The sequence below is a fragment of the Saccharicrinis sp. GN24d3 genome (assembly GCF_052400645.1).
In the GTDB taxonomy this organism is placed as follows: Bacteria; Bacteroidota; Bacteroidia; order Bacteroidales; family Marinilabiliaceae; genus Saccharicrinis.
Genome location: NZ_JBQTGI010000005.1, coordinates 108,379 through 124,062, shown reverse-complemented (window position 1 = coordinate 124,062; position 15,684 = coordinate 108,379). Strand labels below are relative to the sequence as shown.

14 protein-coding genes are annotated in these 15,684 nt (G+C 39.9%); 4 read left to right on the top strand and 10 right to left on the bottom strand.

Annotation, left to right across the window (positions count from 1 at the left end; all coding sequences use genetic code 11):
* Positions 1–6 precede the first annotated feature (6 nt).
* The 4 genes from nrfH to ACT29I_RS07835 all read right to left on the bottom strand — a co-directional run bounded on the left by nrfH (position 7) and on the right by ACT29I_RS07835 (position 4,223).
* Entirely contained in the window at positions 7–588 is a 582-nt protein-coding gene (gene nrfH, locus ACT29I_RS07850) for a cytochrome c nitrite reductase small subunit (protein ID WP_430931687.1), read from the bottom strand.
* A 227-nt stretch (positions 589–815) separates the two neighbouring features.
* Positions 816–2,261, bottom strand: a complete 1,446-nt coding sequence (locus ACT29I_RS07845; protein WP_444793145.1) for a sensor histidine kinase — start codon at positions 2,259–2,261, stop codon at positions 816–818.
* The gene (locus tag ACT29I_RS07840) at positions 2,251–3,081 is read right to left on the bottom strand and encodes an alpha/beta fold hydrolase (RefSeq protein WP_430931685.1); all 831 of its coding nucleotides are present in this window, start codon (positions 3,079–3,081) and stop codon (positions 2,251–2,253) included. The genes ACT29I_RS07845 and ACT29I_RS07840 overlap by 11 nt, the downstream gene beginning before the upstream one ends.
* Positions 3,082–3,251: 170 nt before the next feature.
* Entirely contained in the window at positions 3,252–4,223 is a 972-nt protein-coding gene (locus ACT29I_RS07835) for a M23 family metallopeptidase (protein WP_430931684.1), read from the bottom strand.
* A 132-nt stretch (positions 4,224–4,355) separates the two neighbouring features.
* On the opposite strand from ACT29I_RS07835, the gene alaS reads away from it, so the two are divergent.
* Positions 4,356–6,986, top strand: coding sequence for an alanine--tRNA ligase (gene alaS, locus ACT29I_RS07830; RefSeq protein ID WP_444793144.1), 2,631 nt, complete (start codon positions 4,356–4,358; stop codon positions 6,984–6,986).
* A 261-nt stretch (positions 6,987–7,247) separates the two neighbouring features.
* Here alaS and ACT29I_RS07825 read toward each other — a convergent pair whose 3' ends face one another.
* From ACT29I_RS07825 to ACT29I_RS07805, 5 genes are all read right to left on the bottom strand, one after another.
* Entirely contained in the window at positions 7,248–7,880 is a 633-nt protein-coding gene (locus tag ACT29I_RS07825) for a MarC family protein (RefSeq protein ID WP_430931682.1), read from the bottom strand.
* Positions 7,881–7,950: 70 nt separating this feature from the next.
* Positions 7,951–8,322, bottom strand: a complete 372-nt coding sequence (locus ACT29I_RS07820) for a hypothetical protein (protein WP_430931681.1) — start codon at positions 8,320–8,322, stop codon at positions 7,951–7,953.
* 118 nt (positions 8,323–8,440) lie between these two features.
* Entirely contained in the window at positions 8,441–9,043 is a 603-nt protein-coding gene (locus tag ACT29I_RS07815) for a hypothetical protein (RefSeq protein WP_444793143.1), read from the bottom strand.
* 214 nt (positions 9,044–9,257) lie between these two features.
* Positions 9,258–9,770, bottom strand: coding sequence for an O-acetyl-ADP-ribose deacetylase (locus ACT29I_RS07810; protein WP_444793142.1), 513 nt, complete (start codon positions 9,768–9,770; stop codon positions 9,258–9,260).
* Between the two features lie 107 nt (positions 9,771–9,877).
* A complete protein-coding gene (locus ACT29I_RS07805; protein ID WP_444793141.1) occupies positions 9,878–11,587 on the bottom strand; it encodes a peptide MFS transporter in 1,710 nt (569 codons plus the stop codon).
* 552 nt (positions 11,588–12,139) lie between these two features.
* On the opposite strand from ACT29I_RS07805, the gene ACT29I_RS07800 reads away from it, so the two are divergent.
* The 3 genes from ACT29I_RS07800 to ACT29I_RS07790 all read left to right on the top strand — a co-directional run bounded on the left by ACT29I_RS07800 (position 12,140) and on the right by ACT29I_RS07790 (position 13,163).
* Entirely contained in the window at positions 12,140–12,577 is a 438-nt protein-coding gene (locus ACT29I_RS07800; protein ID WP_444793140.1) for an MBL fold metallo-hydrolase, read from the top strand.
* Positions 12,574–12,891, top strand: coding sequence for an MBL fold metallo-hydrolase (locus ACT29I_RS07795; RefSeq protein ID WP_430931822.1), 318 nt, complete (start codon positions 12,574–12,576; stop codon positions 12,889–12,891). Before ACT29I_RS07800 ends, ACT29I_RS07795 begins: the two co-directional genes overlap by 4 nt.
* Before the next feature lie 92 nt (positions 12,892–12,983).
* Positions 12,984–13,163, top strand: a complete 180-nt coding sequence (locus ACT29I_RS07790; RefSeq protein ID WP_444793139.1) for a hypothetical protein — start codon at positions 12,984–12,986, stop codon at positions 13,161–13,163.
* A gap of 192 nt (positions 13,164–13,355) precedes the next feature.
* Here the strand turns inward: ACT29I_RS07790 and ACT29I_RS07785 are convergent, their stop codons facing one another.
* A complete protein-coding gene (locus ACT29I_RS07785; RefSeq protein WP_444793138.1) occupies positions 13,356–15,554 on the bottom strand; it encodes a glycoside hydrolase family 3 C-terminal domain-containing protein in 2,199 nt (732 codons plus the stop codon).
* Positions 15,555–15,684 lie beyond the last annotated feature (130 nt).

Here is a 15,684-nt window from a genome sequence, read left to right as displayed (position 1 = left end):
CTATTTTTATGGTTTATTTTTTTTAGTATATTTTTTTAACCAATCGGGAACCGGACTGTCAGGTAACGGCACTTGTGCATTAGGGGTACTCGAAATGCTGTTAACCCTTCCGTGGGGCACTTCGCGATGACAATCCCAACATTTTCGGTCCTGGGTGTGAGCCGAATAACCTTCAACCATCGCGACCAACTTAGGGTCGGTAATTTGTTGATGGTGACAGCGAATACAATTTTTATGAACAACCTCCGCCCCTTCTTCCTTAATAAATATGACTTCAGGCTCAGCCCGCATGGTAAATACGGTAGCATGCCTTAAGCCGTCTTTTGCTTTGAAAAAATACTTGTTAAACACATTGTTATGCGGAACATGACAATCATTACAGTTCGTCCACTCTCTATGCGAACTATGGTTCCATGTGGCATACTGCGGCGCCATTATGTGACAATTCACACAGGTTTCAGGATTATCTGACAAATAGGATGGCGCATTGGAAACTTTTAACGTAAAAAGCACCAAGCCAATAAAAATGGCCATCACCATCATAACCGGGAATCGCCATTGAGGAGGCGGAATGAAGCGTTTTAGCATAGCATCGGTATCATTGAGTCATTAAGCTATCTAAATTTAATCATTCAAGTTGCCAATTGCTGTAACAGATGTTACAATAATTATTTTTTTAGCCATCCGACACTAATTTAAAATCGTTCTATTTAGCCTGAGCCGTGATGTGGTGACCAGGGCTTAACACATATGGCATCAGTAACAAACACATTAAAACGATAAGGGAACCTGTGGCTTAACAACCGGGCAATAGACTATTTGTACACGATACAGTTCTCGCCACAAACAGCTTTACTTAATATATCGAATCTAAAAATTGAACCTTGCCCTATGGACGACTCCACTGAAATCTTACCTCCCAACATTTCAACCAGTGTTTTTGAAATGGCAAGCCCCAGTCCATTACCCGCAATGGGTTTGGTGATATCATCGGACACCCTGCTAAAACGATTAAAAATCAGGCTTTGTTTTTCGGCAGCAATTCCAATTCCGTTATCTTCTACGGAAAAATCAACTGATCGGCGATTCATTTTATATTCAATTACAACAACACCTTGAAACGAGAATTTAATCGCATTACTTAATAAATTGATTAGTATTTGTTTAAGCCTGAACCCGTCAGTAAAAATTATGGCAGAATTATCGGGAGAAGATTTACGAACTTCAATTTTTATGTTGTTCTTTTTGTATTGTTTGAGTAACATCATCCCCAAGGAATTAACATCATCAAGAATTTGGTTGATATTAAAACAAGCGCAATGCAATGTCAACTGATTCGCTTCTATTTTTGAGAAATCCAACAAATCATTGATCAAGTTAAGCAAAGACAAACTGTTACCATATATCAAACGGGAGAATTCTTTTAGTTCACTTTCTTCGCAGGTTCCACTTTCCATCAATTCGCTGAAGCCCACAATAGCATTCATTGGGGTACGAATTTCGTGACTCATATTGGCCAGGAAAACAGATTTAAGCTTGTCTGAATCTTCCGCTTTGTTTTTAGCCAAACGCAATTCCTCCTCTATCGCTTTACGTTCTTCGATCTCGTTTAGCAGTTTGCTATTTATTTGAGATAAGGCTTTGGTCCTTTCCACCACCCTAATTTCAAGACCTTTGTTAAGTTGTTCAATTTGTTTGATATAGGATAACTTTTCTATCCGTTCAAGCACCATGTTTATAGCTTGGCGAACAACTAAGATTTTTGTCTTCAGTGAATACCGTTTCTTCTCGTCCATAAACAAAAAGATTCCGTTTTTAATCCAGTTGTTCTGAAACTTAATAATAAGCAGCTCAGTTTTTTCGGTAACGGGCAGCTCATATTTATTTTCTATAATGCCATTTACATAACCGCAATAAATTCCTTTCTCCTGAATTTCACCGAATGCACCCTTGCTAAGAACAATTTCTTTAGGACATTGATTTTTATATGGGGCTTCCACATAACATTCAACAAGTTTATACTTGCCATTAACCAGTTCGTAACAGGAGCACCAAGGAATATATTTCAGAATCGATATCTTTTCCAGCAGCTCCTCCATTAATTCTTGTTTTTCTTCCAAGGTTGAAATCGTATCTCCCAAAATACTCAAGAGCAACACTTCCCCTGCCCTCTCCGCCATGGATTCATTCTCTTGCTCAAGCTCTTTTACACGCTCCAGCAATTCGTTATACGAAATTTTCTGTTTTCCGCTATTCTTCATGCCGATGAATAAAATCAAGTAGTGCATTTGCTATTAAACCTGGTTCGTCCTCTTGCATATAATGCCCTGCTGTTGGAATAACAACGCATTCAGAATGTTTTAAATTCTTGGCCAGCTTTTCCGTAATCGAAGCACCGAGGTACGCATCTTTCTCACCCCTTAGAATCATAAAGTGGGTGTTCAAACGGTGAAGTGTGTCTGAAATCATTAACAGGTCAGTATTATCCAGACAACCGGCAAAATGCATGAAGGCTTTTCTCCCCTGTTTCGTTTTATACTGCAATCTGAACAAATTGAACAACTCACTATCCAGCACCTCCTTATGAAACAAGCCCTTCTTAACCATCAGTTTTAACGTGCCCATATCCAACGTTGCCACGGCCAATTGTCGAATCACGGGGGTACGCATTGAAATGATGGGCTGAACCGGCCAAAAATCATATGCTACAGTATTCAGCAATGAAACTGATAACAAAGCCGAAGGATTATTGGCACTCATGACTTGCGCAATACCACCGCCCACATCATGGGCCACCAAATGAAACTTACCCAGTCCCAGTTTATCCATCAGCATAAACATAAACCTGGCTTGATTAGCAATCCCAAAAGAAATATCCGTATTTAAATCCGATTTACCGCATCCCAGCAAATCAACTACTATGACCCTAAATTCATCTTTAAAATAAGGTACAATCTTTCGCCAAATAAATGAATATGTGGAAATTCCATGAATAAATAAAATAGGTGTGCCTTTCCCGGTTTGGTAATATACCAATTTATGGCTATCCAACAGAACACTGTTTTCTACTAGGTTTACCATTTTTTAAGAATGCGTTTGATGGATATCAAAGTTAATTAAAAAAGCTTATTAAAAGGCAAGTAAAATAAGAAAGGCAATTTACATCAAGAATTCAAGGTGTTTTTTTACCTCCCTTACTATGAATTTAATCTCAAAGCTATTTTTATTGCCATTAACTCCACACCATTACATCAATCAAACGTTTGATTGGAATTAGATGAAATTTCAATCATTTCTTCATATTCCTCGGCCGATAAGTCATTAAAATAATAATGTGACGGATTAACTTTTTTGTTTTTCACATGCACTTCGTAATGCAAATGTGGCGCGGTTGACGTTCCTGTATTACCAACAAAACCAATAACATCCCCTCGTTTAACTTTCTGACCTTTTTTAACGTTAAATTTATCCAGATGTGCATACAGGGTTTTAAATCCAAAACCGTGATCAATCTCAATTCTATTGCCATATCCTGTTTTCTCCCGGGTAATCTTTGATACCTTACCATCTCCTGTTGAATAGATTTCTGTTCCGGTTGGTGCGGTAAAGTCCATTCCCGAATGAAATCGCCGGGTTTTATAAATAGGATGAATTCGATATCCCCATCCGGAAGCGGTACGTTTTAAATCCTTATTGGAGATAGGCATAATGGCCGGCGTAGACATAATCAACTCTTCGTTCCTCTTGGCCATTTCAATAATTTCATCGAACGACTTAGATTGAACATAAGTTTGCTTCATGATAACATCCAACTTTTTAGCCGTCGAAATAACCAACTCCGCATTATCCAAATCCTCCAACGGCTCATACCTGTTTACACCTCCGAAACCAGCTTTTCGAATAGAATGAGGAATGGAATCGGCCTGAAAAATCACACGATAAATATTTTCGTCCCTGCGCTGAATATCGTCCAACACCTTAACTGTTTCATCCAGTCGTTTGCTCATTATTTCAAACTGTGTTGTTAATCGGGCATTCTCCCTAATCAGTCTTTGCTCTTTAGGGCTATCAATCAAATACGAATAGGCAAAAAAGAACACTAAGCCAAGTACTGCTCCAAAGAAAAATCCGAAGAAAATACGGGATAGATAATACTTAAACCCTTTTTCTATTTTATCGTAACTCAGGGTCTCGGGATTGTATCTAAATTTAACTTTTGGCATGAAGAATTGAAGTTTAAATTTCTTAACGTCGATTTTTAATGATAATTGCTGCAAAATTAGCTAAATAATCTACCTTTGCAACTTCCAAATTTAGTGCTTATTCGCAAAATTAAAACAATAATTGCAATTAATATGAATGCTTCTGAGATAAGAAAAAGCTTTTGGGCTTTTTTTGAGTCGAAACAACACCGGATTGTATCTTCGGCACCCATGGTGGTTAAAAATGATCCTACCCTCATGTTCACCAATGCGGGCATGAACCAGTTCAAAGATATTTTTCTTGGAAACAGCAAACCAATTGCCCTCAGGGTAGCCAACTCGCAAAAATGTTTGCGGGTTTCCGGCAAACACAACGATCTGGAAGAGGTAGGCCACGACACCTATCATCACACCATGTTTGAGATGTTGGGAAACTGGTCGTTTGGCGATTATTTTAAAGAAAACGCCATTAACTGGGCTTGGGAATATCTTACCGAAGTTCTTAATATTGACAAGCGCATTTTATATGCTTCCGTATTTGAGGGCGATAAAGATATGGGCCTGGATAAAGATATGGAAGCCTTCAATTATTGGAAACAATTTCTTCCGGAAGAAAAGATCATCAACGGAAACCGCAAAGACAACTTTTGGGAGATGGGAGAAATGGGACCCTGCGGACCATGTTCCGAGATTCATGTGGATTTAAGATCAGAGGAAGAACGCAAAAAGATTCCCGGAGCCCAACTGGTCAATGCAGACCATCCCGAGGTGATTGAGGTTTGGAACCTGGTATTTATTCAATTCAACAGAAAAGCTGATGGCAGCCTGGAACCACTGCCCTCCAAACATGTGGACACAGGAATGGGTTTTGAACGACTGTGCCGGGTTTTACAACAAAAACAGTCGAATTACGACACGGATGTGTTTGTACCGATCATTAATGAGATTGCTGAAATAACCCAAACACCATACGGCAAGAACGAAGAAACGGACATTGCCATGCGCGTCATTGCCGATCATATTAGAACGATTGCGTTTTCTATTACGGATGGACAGTTACCTTCGAACAACAAAGCGGGTTATGTGATCCGTCGTATATTGCGCAGAGCCATTCGTTACGGATATACTTTTCTGGAACAACGCCAATCCTTTATGCATAAGCTGCTCCCTGCTTTGATTAATTCAATGGGGGATGCGTACCCTGAATTAAAAGACCAACAGGAATTGATTACCAAGGTAATTAAGGAAGAAGAAGAGTCATTCCTAAGGACGTTAGCCACCGGAATCACTATGTTGGACAAAATCATACAACAAACAAAAGGCGGTAATTATAAAGTAGTTGATGGTAAAGTCGCATTTGAGTTATACGATACTTACGGATTTCCGTTGGATTTAACAGAGCTGATTCTGAAAGAAAACGACTTGGTAATTAACCGCAAGGAGTTTGAAAAAGAAATGGAAGCCCAAAAAAACCGCGCCCGAATTGCTACCGCTATCGAAACCGAAGATTGGGTCACCTTGCTACAGGATGATGTGGAAGAGTTTATCGGTTACGATTATCTGGAAACAGACATAACCATAGTTAAGTACCGCAAGGTTACACTCAAAAACAAATCGCTATATCAATTGGTGTTTAACATTACACCGTTTTATGCCGAGAGCGGTGGTCAGGTAGGAGATACCGGTTATATTGATAACGGCTCTGAAAAAGTAGAGATTATCGATACTAAAAAGGAAAACAATTTGATTGTTCATATCACCAAAAAACTCCCAAAAGAAATAAAAGGTGAATTTAAGGCTATTGTGAACAGCACTAAACGACAGGATATTGCCAATAACCATACTGCAACCCACCTTTTACACCAGGCCTTAAGAGAGGTGTTGGGTACACATGTGGAGCAAAAGGGGTCATTGGTTCATTCCGACTACTTACGTTTTGACTTCTCTCATTTTCAGAAGTTAACCCGCGAAGAAATTGAAAAAGTTGAAAAACTGGTCAACAAACGCGTACGTGCCAATTTTGCGTTAGAAGAGATGCGCGAAATACCTGTTGCCAAAGCCCACGATTTGGGTGCCATGATGCTTTTTGGAGAAAAATATGGCGACCTGGTTCGTGCCATTAAGTTTGGTGATTCAATTGAGCTATGTGGTGGAACCCATGTAAAACACACCGGTGAAATCGGCTTCTTTAAAATCATCAGCGAAGCATCCATTGCTTCAGGCATAAGAAGAATCGAGGCGGTTACTGGCGTAAAAGCCGAAGAAATGATTATGACCCAACACAACCTGTTGTTGGCCATTCAGGATATGTTTAAATCATCGGGCAACCTGCAAAAAAACATCGAGTCGCTTATGACCGATAACAATAAGTTAAGCAAGGACTTGGACAGCATGAAGCAAAACTTTATCAATATTGAGAAACGCAATTTGATAGATGGTGCCAAAGAGCTAAATGGCGTAAAACTAATTGCCGCCGTTATTGACTCAAGGTTAGGCGACAAGATGAAAGACCTTGCTTTCCAGATAAAGAAGGAGATGGGTGAATTTGTCGCCATATTAGGTACCGATGTGAACGGTAAACCACAGTTGAGCGTTGTCATTTCGGACGAACTGGCCCAATCAGGTAGAATTAACGCTGTAGAGGTTATTCGGGATTGTGCCAAAGAAATTCAAGGAGGTGGTGGAGGCCAGCCGTTTTTTGCAACCGCCGGGGGTAAAAACCCTAACGGATTAGGTTCTGCCATCGAAAGGGCCAAAGCTTTTGTTTCGGAAAAATTGAGTTAACGGTTGGCTCCTCGTTACCAACCTGCAGACTAAGGAATAGTAAAGCCGGTAATCGAATATGATTACTGGCTTTTGTTTTTATTAATGTATAAAGATTATACCGGTCGTACTTTCAGCGCACCATGGCGAATCATACGCTCGCAGGGATAAAACCCTATGTTTTTACCCATGGCCTTTCAGGCTCTATCAATTTACAAATAATGAAAAATAGTTTTATTTTCCACATTCTTACCTAAAAATCAAAACAGATTCACTTTCAACCTACTTCATCATGTCCAAGATAATCGGTTTTAAACCACTAAAGAAGAATTCCACGGCAATCACCATCACAATAAGCCCCATTAGGCGCATCATTACATTGTTTCCTGTTTCTCCCAAAAACTTGATAATACGGGAGGAACTATAATAAATCAGGTAAGTCAATAACATCACCAAAACCAAGGTAAGGATCAGCACCGCTTTTAAGCCAAAAGAAGTGGCATCCTCCATTAAAACGATGGCATTAGTAATGGCTCCCGGACCGCAGATCATGGGGATTGCCAAAGGCGTGATGGAGATATCGTTTACATAGGTTTTTATTTCTGAATCTTTGATTTTTACTTTTCCCAAACGAGCTTGCAGCATGTCCATGCCCATAATAAAGAAAATTACTCCACCAACAATACGGAAACTATTGACCGAGATACCAAAGAAATTGAACAGCAATTGACCCGAAAAGGCAAAAGTTAATATAACGGCAAACGCTATAAAAGTAGCTTTCTTTGCTGTTCTTACCCGATGCTCTTGTTCCAGGTCTGCCGTCATGGTCATAAACACCGGCATGGAGCCCAAGGGGTTTATCAACGTAAAAAACGAAGTAAAAGAAAGCAGTCCGAAGGTTAGAAGTTCACTCATAAGTCATCGATTAATTGATGGTTTCAAGTAACCACCGTTTCAGTCGATAGACAATGATATTTATGAGGTTTTACTTTCTTTTATAAATTTTTAATCCATAGTAACTGGACGCCGGAGATTGCTGAAACGAAAGCATTAAACTATCATTTCTGATTTCATAGTGCCAACTCGCATGACGTTTGCCTTTAACAAAAATAAAAAGACTATCCCTTTCGGTGTAATAGTTAAACGATAGATGGCTATATAAATCTTTAAATTGATAGACTGACTGAGAACCAGTATTATCGCTATTAAAACGTATGGAATCTGTCCAAACGGTTATGGCATTGTCAAGGTCTTTCGACATGCCCCCCTGTACCCATGTGCCAACAATTTGTTCATCTAAAGTGGCATTCAAAAAATCCAAGCGAGCCTCCTCTTCAGCATCTTTGCTACAAGCCATAAAAGATAGAATACAAATGAATATAAAAAATAGTTTCCGCATCATCTCCCTTTTTCAATATGACTTACTTTTGTTGACAAGGTTGCGTCAACAATTAAAAATGCATTTCCGTTATTTACTATCGCTCATTCCAAATCCAAAAGGGATTAATTAGGATAATATCCTCTGAAAGTTTTCGCTCTATCAACCCCAATATGCCATGCGGATCAACAGGCCCATATGAGGCTAACATATTTTTATCAAAGTTATCTTCGTTCCCAATTGAAACAAACAAAGCTTTATCTGTTTTAAAGGTAAATAAGGCCGTATCTCCTTTAATTATTTTTTCTTGCCTTATTCGTTCTCTTTGCACTATGTCATTCTGTTCGGGTTCATACCTATCCAGTTCCTCGCCCCACAATGTAAAATGCCCTGGCCCTAGATAATGAAAGAGTTCATTAGGATTATTTTCAATATCATATTTCTTTACTATCACTTTGGCTTTATCTCTCGCATCCAGAATCACCTTTTCAGCAACATCTTGACCTCCTGAAACTTTACCTGAAACAATTTTTAAAACACTTAACTCAATTTCGTCACCTTCCTTATTGGTTACACTTACCTCATTGGTATAATATCCCATATCTTTAAAATACTTATCGATCTTTTGGGGTGCAAAATAGATATCAACCTTGTGCCTTACTTCCTCACTTAAAATATTAAATAAATCTCTTGTTTCCATATGTTCTTAATGTTTGGTTCTCTTAAAAGAATACTCCCACAAACGAGTGTCAAGTCAGGTGTGGAATTTCGGGTAAGTTGCCATTATTAATGAATTTTTCAAAAGGAGAAAAAGTAAGCATAGCCATAGCTACGTGATCCTTTTTATCGTGAAGAAAAATTCAATAAGAACAAGACTTGGCCCGTAAGGCCATGCTTGACTTGAAGCCAGATTATTACATCAACTCAAGCAGATCCTTGTACAAAGTATAGTTCTCCTCATCAAAGCATACAAACCGCACTTCCTTAACGGTATTACTTACTACATGCTTAATCGATTTTATTGCGATTTCTGCGGCTTCTTTTTTAGGGTAGCCATAAACTCCGGTGCTAATATTTGGAAATGCAATGGTTATGACATTATTCTGTTCTGCCAGTCTTATTGAATTCAAATAACAGTTCCTCAACTTCTCAGCTTCGCCCGATTTACCACCATTCCAAACCGGCCCTACCGTATGGATTACATATTTGGCAGGAAGCTTTCCGGCAGTGGTAATGACTGCCTCACCGGTTGGACAGCCGCCTTGTCTATCCCTAATCATCATACATTCATCCAAAATAGATTTGCCCCCTGCCCGATGAATGGCCCCATCGACTCCTCCACCACCCATTAATGATGAATTAGCAGCATTAACAATGGCATCGGCTTTTTGCTTTGTGATATCCCCTTGTATAACTTTTATTTTCATGGCGATGGCATTAATTTATACCCTACAATTTACATATTTTCCATAAAAAAAGCTCGATGTATTTACACCGAGCGCATATATTTTTACAATAGCTAAGAGCTATTGTTTTAGTCCACATACTGATTGTACACTCTTTTTAACCATGGCATTAATAATACAATTATCAAAAAGGCGCCGAAAGTTAGAACTGCATTGGTCAGGAAGAAATAGGATTTCTTTTCGAACAAGTCCCAAAGACCGGATAGTACACCTGAAAGTTTGTTACCGATGGCGGTGCTTAAAAACCACCCTCCCATCATAAGTGCTGCAATACGTTTGGGTGCTAGCTTACTCACCAACGAAAGTCCCATTGGGCTTAGGCAAAGTTCACCAACGGTAATTACACCATAAACTCCGAATAGCCATGCGACCGATGCTTTATCTAATCCATTCTGTGAATAAATCGCCGCCACCACCATTACCAGCCACGACAAAGCAGAGATCAACATCCCCCAGGCAATCTTACCCGGTGTGGTAGGCTCTTTTTTACGTCGGCGAAGCCAGGCAAAAACGCCCACCACCAATGGCGTTAATAATACCACAAAACCAGGGTTAATAGACGCTTGCAACTCTGTAGGCCACAAGCTCAATTTACCACCTTCCGATTTTTGGGCTGCCGATAACGACGCCCATTCCGAATCCGTCATATCTCCTGGTTTTCCTTCCAGGTTACCTTTTGGAAACTCCTTGGTATAATTATCGAAATAAGTATTAGGTCCCTGCTTTGTTCCTAAGTCCTCCCCATGCGGCCCTTGTAATTTTATGGTTCTTGGCAGTGTAGAAACACCTTCTGTTTTCGCAATGGTATTTATCACACTTTCTGTAATCCCTGAAACTTCTCGTGCAGTATTATTTTTTGCCCAATACGTCAAAGCCGAACCATTTTGATGAAATACGGCCCAAAAAATAATTACTACACCAAACACCGCTAACAAGGCAGCGATAGGTTCCCGTTCCGTTTTTTTGTCCGCAGTTTTCCAGGTAGTAAAAAAGAATCCTAACACCGGAATACAAAAAAAGATAAAAGCATCAGTTGAATCACCACCAAACATGGTTCCAGGTATAAACCAACCGAGTACGGCCGCGCCAAAAGCCGGCAAGAAAAGGGCAGTAAATAAGCGGCTCATAGAAACATCACCAGGACGTTTCGGCGATATTTTATCGGCCTCCTTAATTTCCGGAACACGGGCCAAACCAAACAGGAACCAAACTACTCCAACCAGCATACCAATACCGGCAGCAGCAAAAGCCCAGCCCCAACCGTAGGTTAACCGAAGGTAAGCAGCCACAAAGTTACAGACAAAGGCACCTATGTTGATACCCATATAAAAGATATTATAACCAGAATCTTTTAACGATTCATACTCCGGTTTTTCATATAATTTACCAAGTAACACCGACACATTAGGCTTAAACATTCCGTTACCTAGAATAATGAGCAACAGGGAAATATAAAACGCACCCATGGAATCAGGTATGGCCAATCCAATATAACCTGCAGCCATCAGCACTCCACCAATTAATATGGACTTGCGATAACCTAACATTCGGTCCGCAATTAATCCGCCAAAGAACGGGGTTAAATAAACCAAAGCCAGATAAGTTCCGTAAATATCAGCAGCCTGCATGTTCGTAAAGCCTAGTCCGGCAAATTTTGAAGATGAAGGTTCAATCATATAAAGACTGAAAATCCCGAGCATCAAATAATAACCGAACCGTTCCCACATTTCGGTAAAAAAGAGAATCATTAGCCCCTTTGGATGTTTTTGTTTGGACATATTCTAAGCGTTTAAAGTGTAAAGTTGAAAGTTTAAAAGTACCTGCTCCCCAAAAAAAGGTTTCGATCTCCAACTTGCAACGTATCAATGAATATCTTATGGCCGCCGAAAATAGAATAAATTAAGGTAAGTCCTCATGATTAATGTTAGTAATTGACCATTAACCTCAAGCTAAAAGCTGCCGGCTACCAGCTAAAATCAAACCGAATTATTCATGAAAATTCACGAACCATGACGCAAACCGTATGTTTTTTCAGGGATAACCCTAATTTTTTATAAATTTTTCAATACCCAAATTTTGGATTATTGACGAACTTCCCTCATAGTTTACTACTATACCGTAAGTTATTAAGAGAAAAAAATAACACGCGAGCCCTGATGGTGAAAAATTTTACGAATTTTCAGGTTAAACAGCAATAAGTATGTTTAAGCATAAGGACTATGGATAAAAATAATCGTTGTAATTGATATAATTTTGTGCATTGGTTTTTCTTCAGAACGAAATAAGAGCTGCTTTGTTAATCTGCACTGCATGGATCAAAACAAGAAAAGGTGGAAAATACACTTATCTGGTTTGGGCACTCATCCTATTTTTTACAAGTAGATGGAAAAAATATTTTAATAGGTCCCGTGTTGAGCGGGAGTGCATCACCATTTTCATTCTCTATAAAAGCATTTAAAGGAGCCGATGTTTATGCATACGAGGATATTCCCGAGATAGATTATCTATTTATCACCCATGATCACTGGGATCATCTGTATTACAAAACCATGATGGCTTTAAAACCGAAGTTCAAAAAAAATATTTGTGGTTTAGGGGTTGGGGCGCACCTTGAGCACTGGGGAATTTCAAAAGAAATCATCTTTGAAACAGACTGGAACGACATGGTACTGCTCGACGAAGGCTTTGTTTCACACACCACTCCTGCACGACATTTTTCGGGCAGAGGATTTAACGAAACCAAACACTTTGGGCTTCCTTTGTTCTGAAAACGCCAAGTAGCACCTTATTTCTGGGAGGTGATAGTGGATATGATAACCACTTTGCCCAGATAGAAGAAAGATTTGGGCCCTTTGATTTGGCATTACTTGAAAACGGTCAGTACGAGGCCCGGCGGTACATCCATATGCATCCTGACGAAGTGCTGAAAGCTGCCTCTGACTTAAAAACAGAGAACCTGCTTCCAGGTCATTGCGGCAAATTTGATTTGGCCAACCATGCTAGGGATACTCCGTTAAACCCGGATTATGTATTGGAGGTTCGTCACGAGCATGGCAAGTACAATAAAACAAGGCATTACTGAAACAAGGCATAACTTGTCCCTATTACTTTCGGGAGCATCGTTCTGGTGAGTTGAAGTGATGCAACAAAGTGTCTTGTTTTAAAGTAATTTCAATGTGTAATAGATTTTCTAATGCATATTGCGGGTTAAAAACGATATCGAAACTATACGACAACGAAAGTTTTAATTTGGTAACTCCTGTAATTGGAGAACAAGTTTTCCTAAATGAGAACAAACAAGATTACAGGCAGTGGTGGGCTGATGAAAAAACAGCAAAGATTGCCATAAAATAAGTAGCATTTAAAGAAGCTATCGCAACTATTTTAATCAACGATAAAATATACAGTTACCACCCCATCCCCACGCCTTTAACGTGTTACTTCCCCCTGACTCCACCGTCAAAAGGGAAGAATTTTGGGCATGACACTTACGTTCTAAAAAGTTTACTATTAATTTTTGAGACACCCTTATGCTTATGATAATTCCTATCTTAACACCACCATAACTTCTTGTGGAGCTGCCGCCCCCAGGTCAACGCTTAATTTACCGGGTGACGCATTTCCAACAACAATTTTATATTGTCCTTTCCGCCAAACTTTTTTACCCATCTCATTTACTACTTTTAGTTGTTCAGGAGGAATGCTGAAAGCAATCTGTTTTTGTTCTCCCTTTTTAAGTGATATCCTATTAAACGCTTTCAAACTTTTTAAAGGAATACCACCAGTTGTATCCACTGGGCAAACATATAATTGAACTACCTCATCAATATCGTAATCACCCATGTTAGCCACATCCACTTTCACATCAAGACTTTCCGATTTCTTTAATTTTGTCCTGCTTAAAGTTAAACCACTCAGCTCAGTTTTTGAATATGTCAAACCGAATCCAAAAGGAAACATGGGTTCTTTCGTCATATATTTATAAGTTCTCCCTTTCATAGAATAATCTTCGTAAGGAGGCAGCTGATCCACATTTTTAGGAAACGTTAGAGGAAGATGACCTGAAGGCGATATATCTCCAAACAATACATCGGCCACAGCCTTTCCTCCCTGTTCTCCCGGATACCAAATTTGAAGGATGGCTTCGCAGTGCTCCTCAATACCTTCCAGTGAAACAGGGCTTCCGCTGGCAATTAACAGCACCAATGGACCTTTTTTCACCTCAGCAATCTGCTTTACATAGTCGATTTGGTTTTGAGGCAGCTTTAAATCGACTTTATCACCTATGGCACCGGAAGCAATGGCATCCACTTCCTCGCCTTCAAAATCGGCTGTTAACCCCACAACGCAAATAGTAACATCCGACTCCTTTGCGACGTTAGGTGCCCAGTTTTTGGGGTTTATATTTTTATGGAATGGCAAAGCGCCACTTCTGTAGTTCAATGAAGTTCCTAATGAAACGGCATCAGCAACCCCTTCTAAAACAGTTACCAAATTCGGACTTATGCCATAATAACTTCCAATTAACATATCACCGGAGTTAGCAAAAGGTCCGGTCACATAAGGCACTTTAATATCCTTGGCTAAGGGCAGTGTATTGTTTTTATTCTTCAACAACACTATGGATTTCTGGGCCACCTCGCGCGCCAATTCCACATGCTCAGCGCAATGAATCTTATCGGACCCAATGTTAGCATAAGGATTGTCACCTGCATTTCCCACTATGCCCAACCTAAAACGGGTTTTAAACAGTTGTTTGGTACGCTCGTGAATCAATTCCTCGGTGATCAATCCCAGTTCCAAAGCTTTTTGAAGATTACCATATGTTCCGCCACAATTTAGGTTTACCCCTGCTTTTAAAGCCACGGCGGCGGCTTCGGGTGCAGTTTTTACGAACTTCTGTTTCCAGACAATCCCACCGATAGCACCGCAATCCGAAGTTACATACCCATCAAAGTTCCATCGGTCCCTCAACACCTCCTTTAATAAAAAGGTATTGGCACAAGCCGGTTCGCCAAAAACCGCGTTATACGCCCCCATTACTCCTTCCACTTTAGCTTCGGTGACCAAAGCCTCAAAAGCCGGGAGGTAGGTTTCATACAAATCCTGCTGTGTTGGTTCGGCATTAAAAGTATGTCTCACTTCCTCGGGGCCGGAATGTACGGCATAATGCTTGGCACAAGCTGCCGATTTTAAATAAACAGGATGATCACCTTGCAAGCCCTTAACAAATGCCACCCCCATTTTCGACATTAAAAAAGGGTCTTCACCATAGGTTTCCTGTCCCCTTCCCCAACGCGGATCCCTAAAAATATTCACGTTGGGTGTCCAAAAAGTTAAACCCGCATATTTACTATGGTTGCCCATATGCTGCGAAACCGCATACTTGGCCCTGGCCTCGGTAGAAATAGCAGAAGCAACCCGATGAGCCAATTCCGGGTCGAAAGTAGCTCCCAAGCCAATTCCTTGTGGAAATACCGTTGCTTTCCCATTGCGGGCCACTCCATGCAAGGCTTCGTTCCACCAATCGTAATCAGGTATATTTAATCGGGGAATAGCAGGAGCCCCATTTACCAACTGGGCTATCTTTTCCTCTGTGGTCATTTGCGAAACCAAAATCTCAACCCTTTCTTCTAAGGGCAATTCATTATTTTCAAATGAAAAATCCTCCTGCTGAGCATTAACTACCGAAAACTTTACCGCAATCGCCAGTAATAACAATATTGTTTTTTTTAAATTCATCATATGTCTGCTTTTAAATTGTCCAAACCCAAATTCCGCGAAAGCAAAATTAATATTTGGTTTCTAGAGATACGGTATGTTTGGCTATTCAAACAGTATTCAACTGGGAATTCTCCCTATTCAACTTCTAATT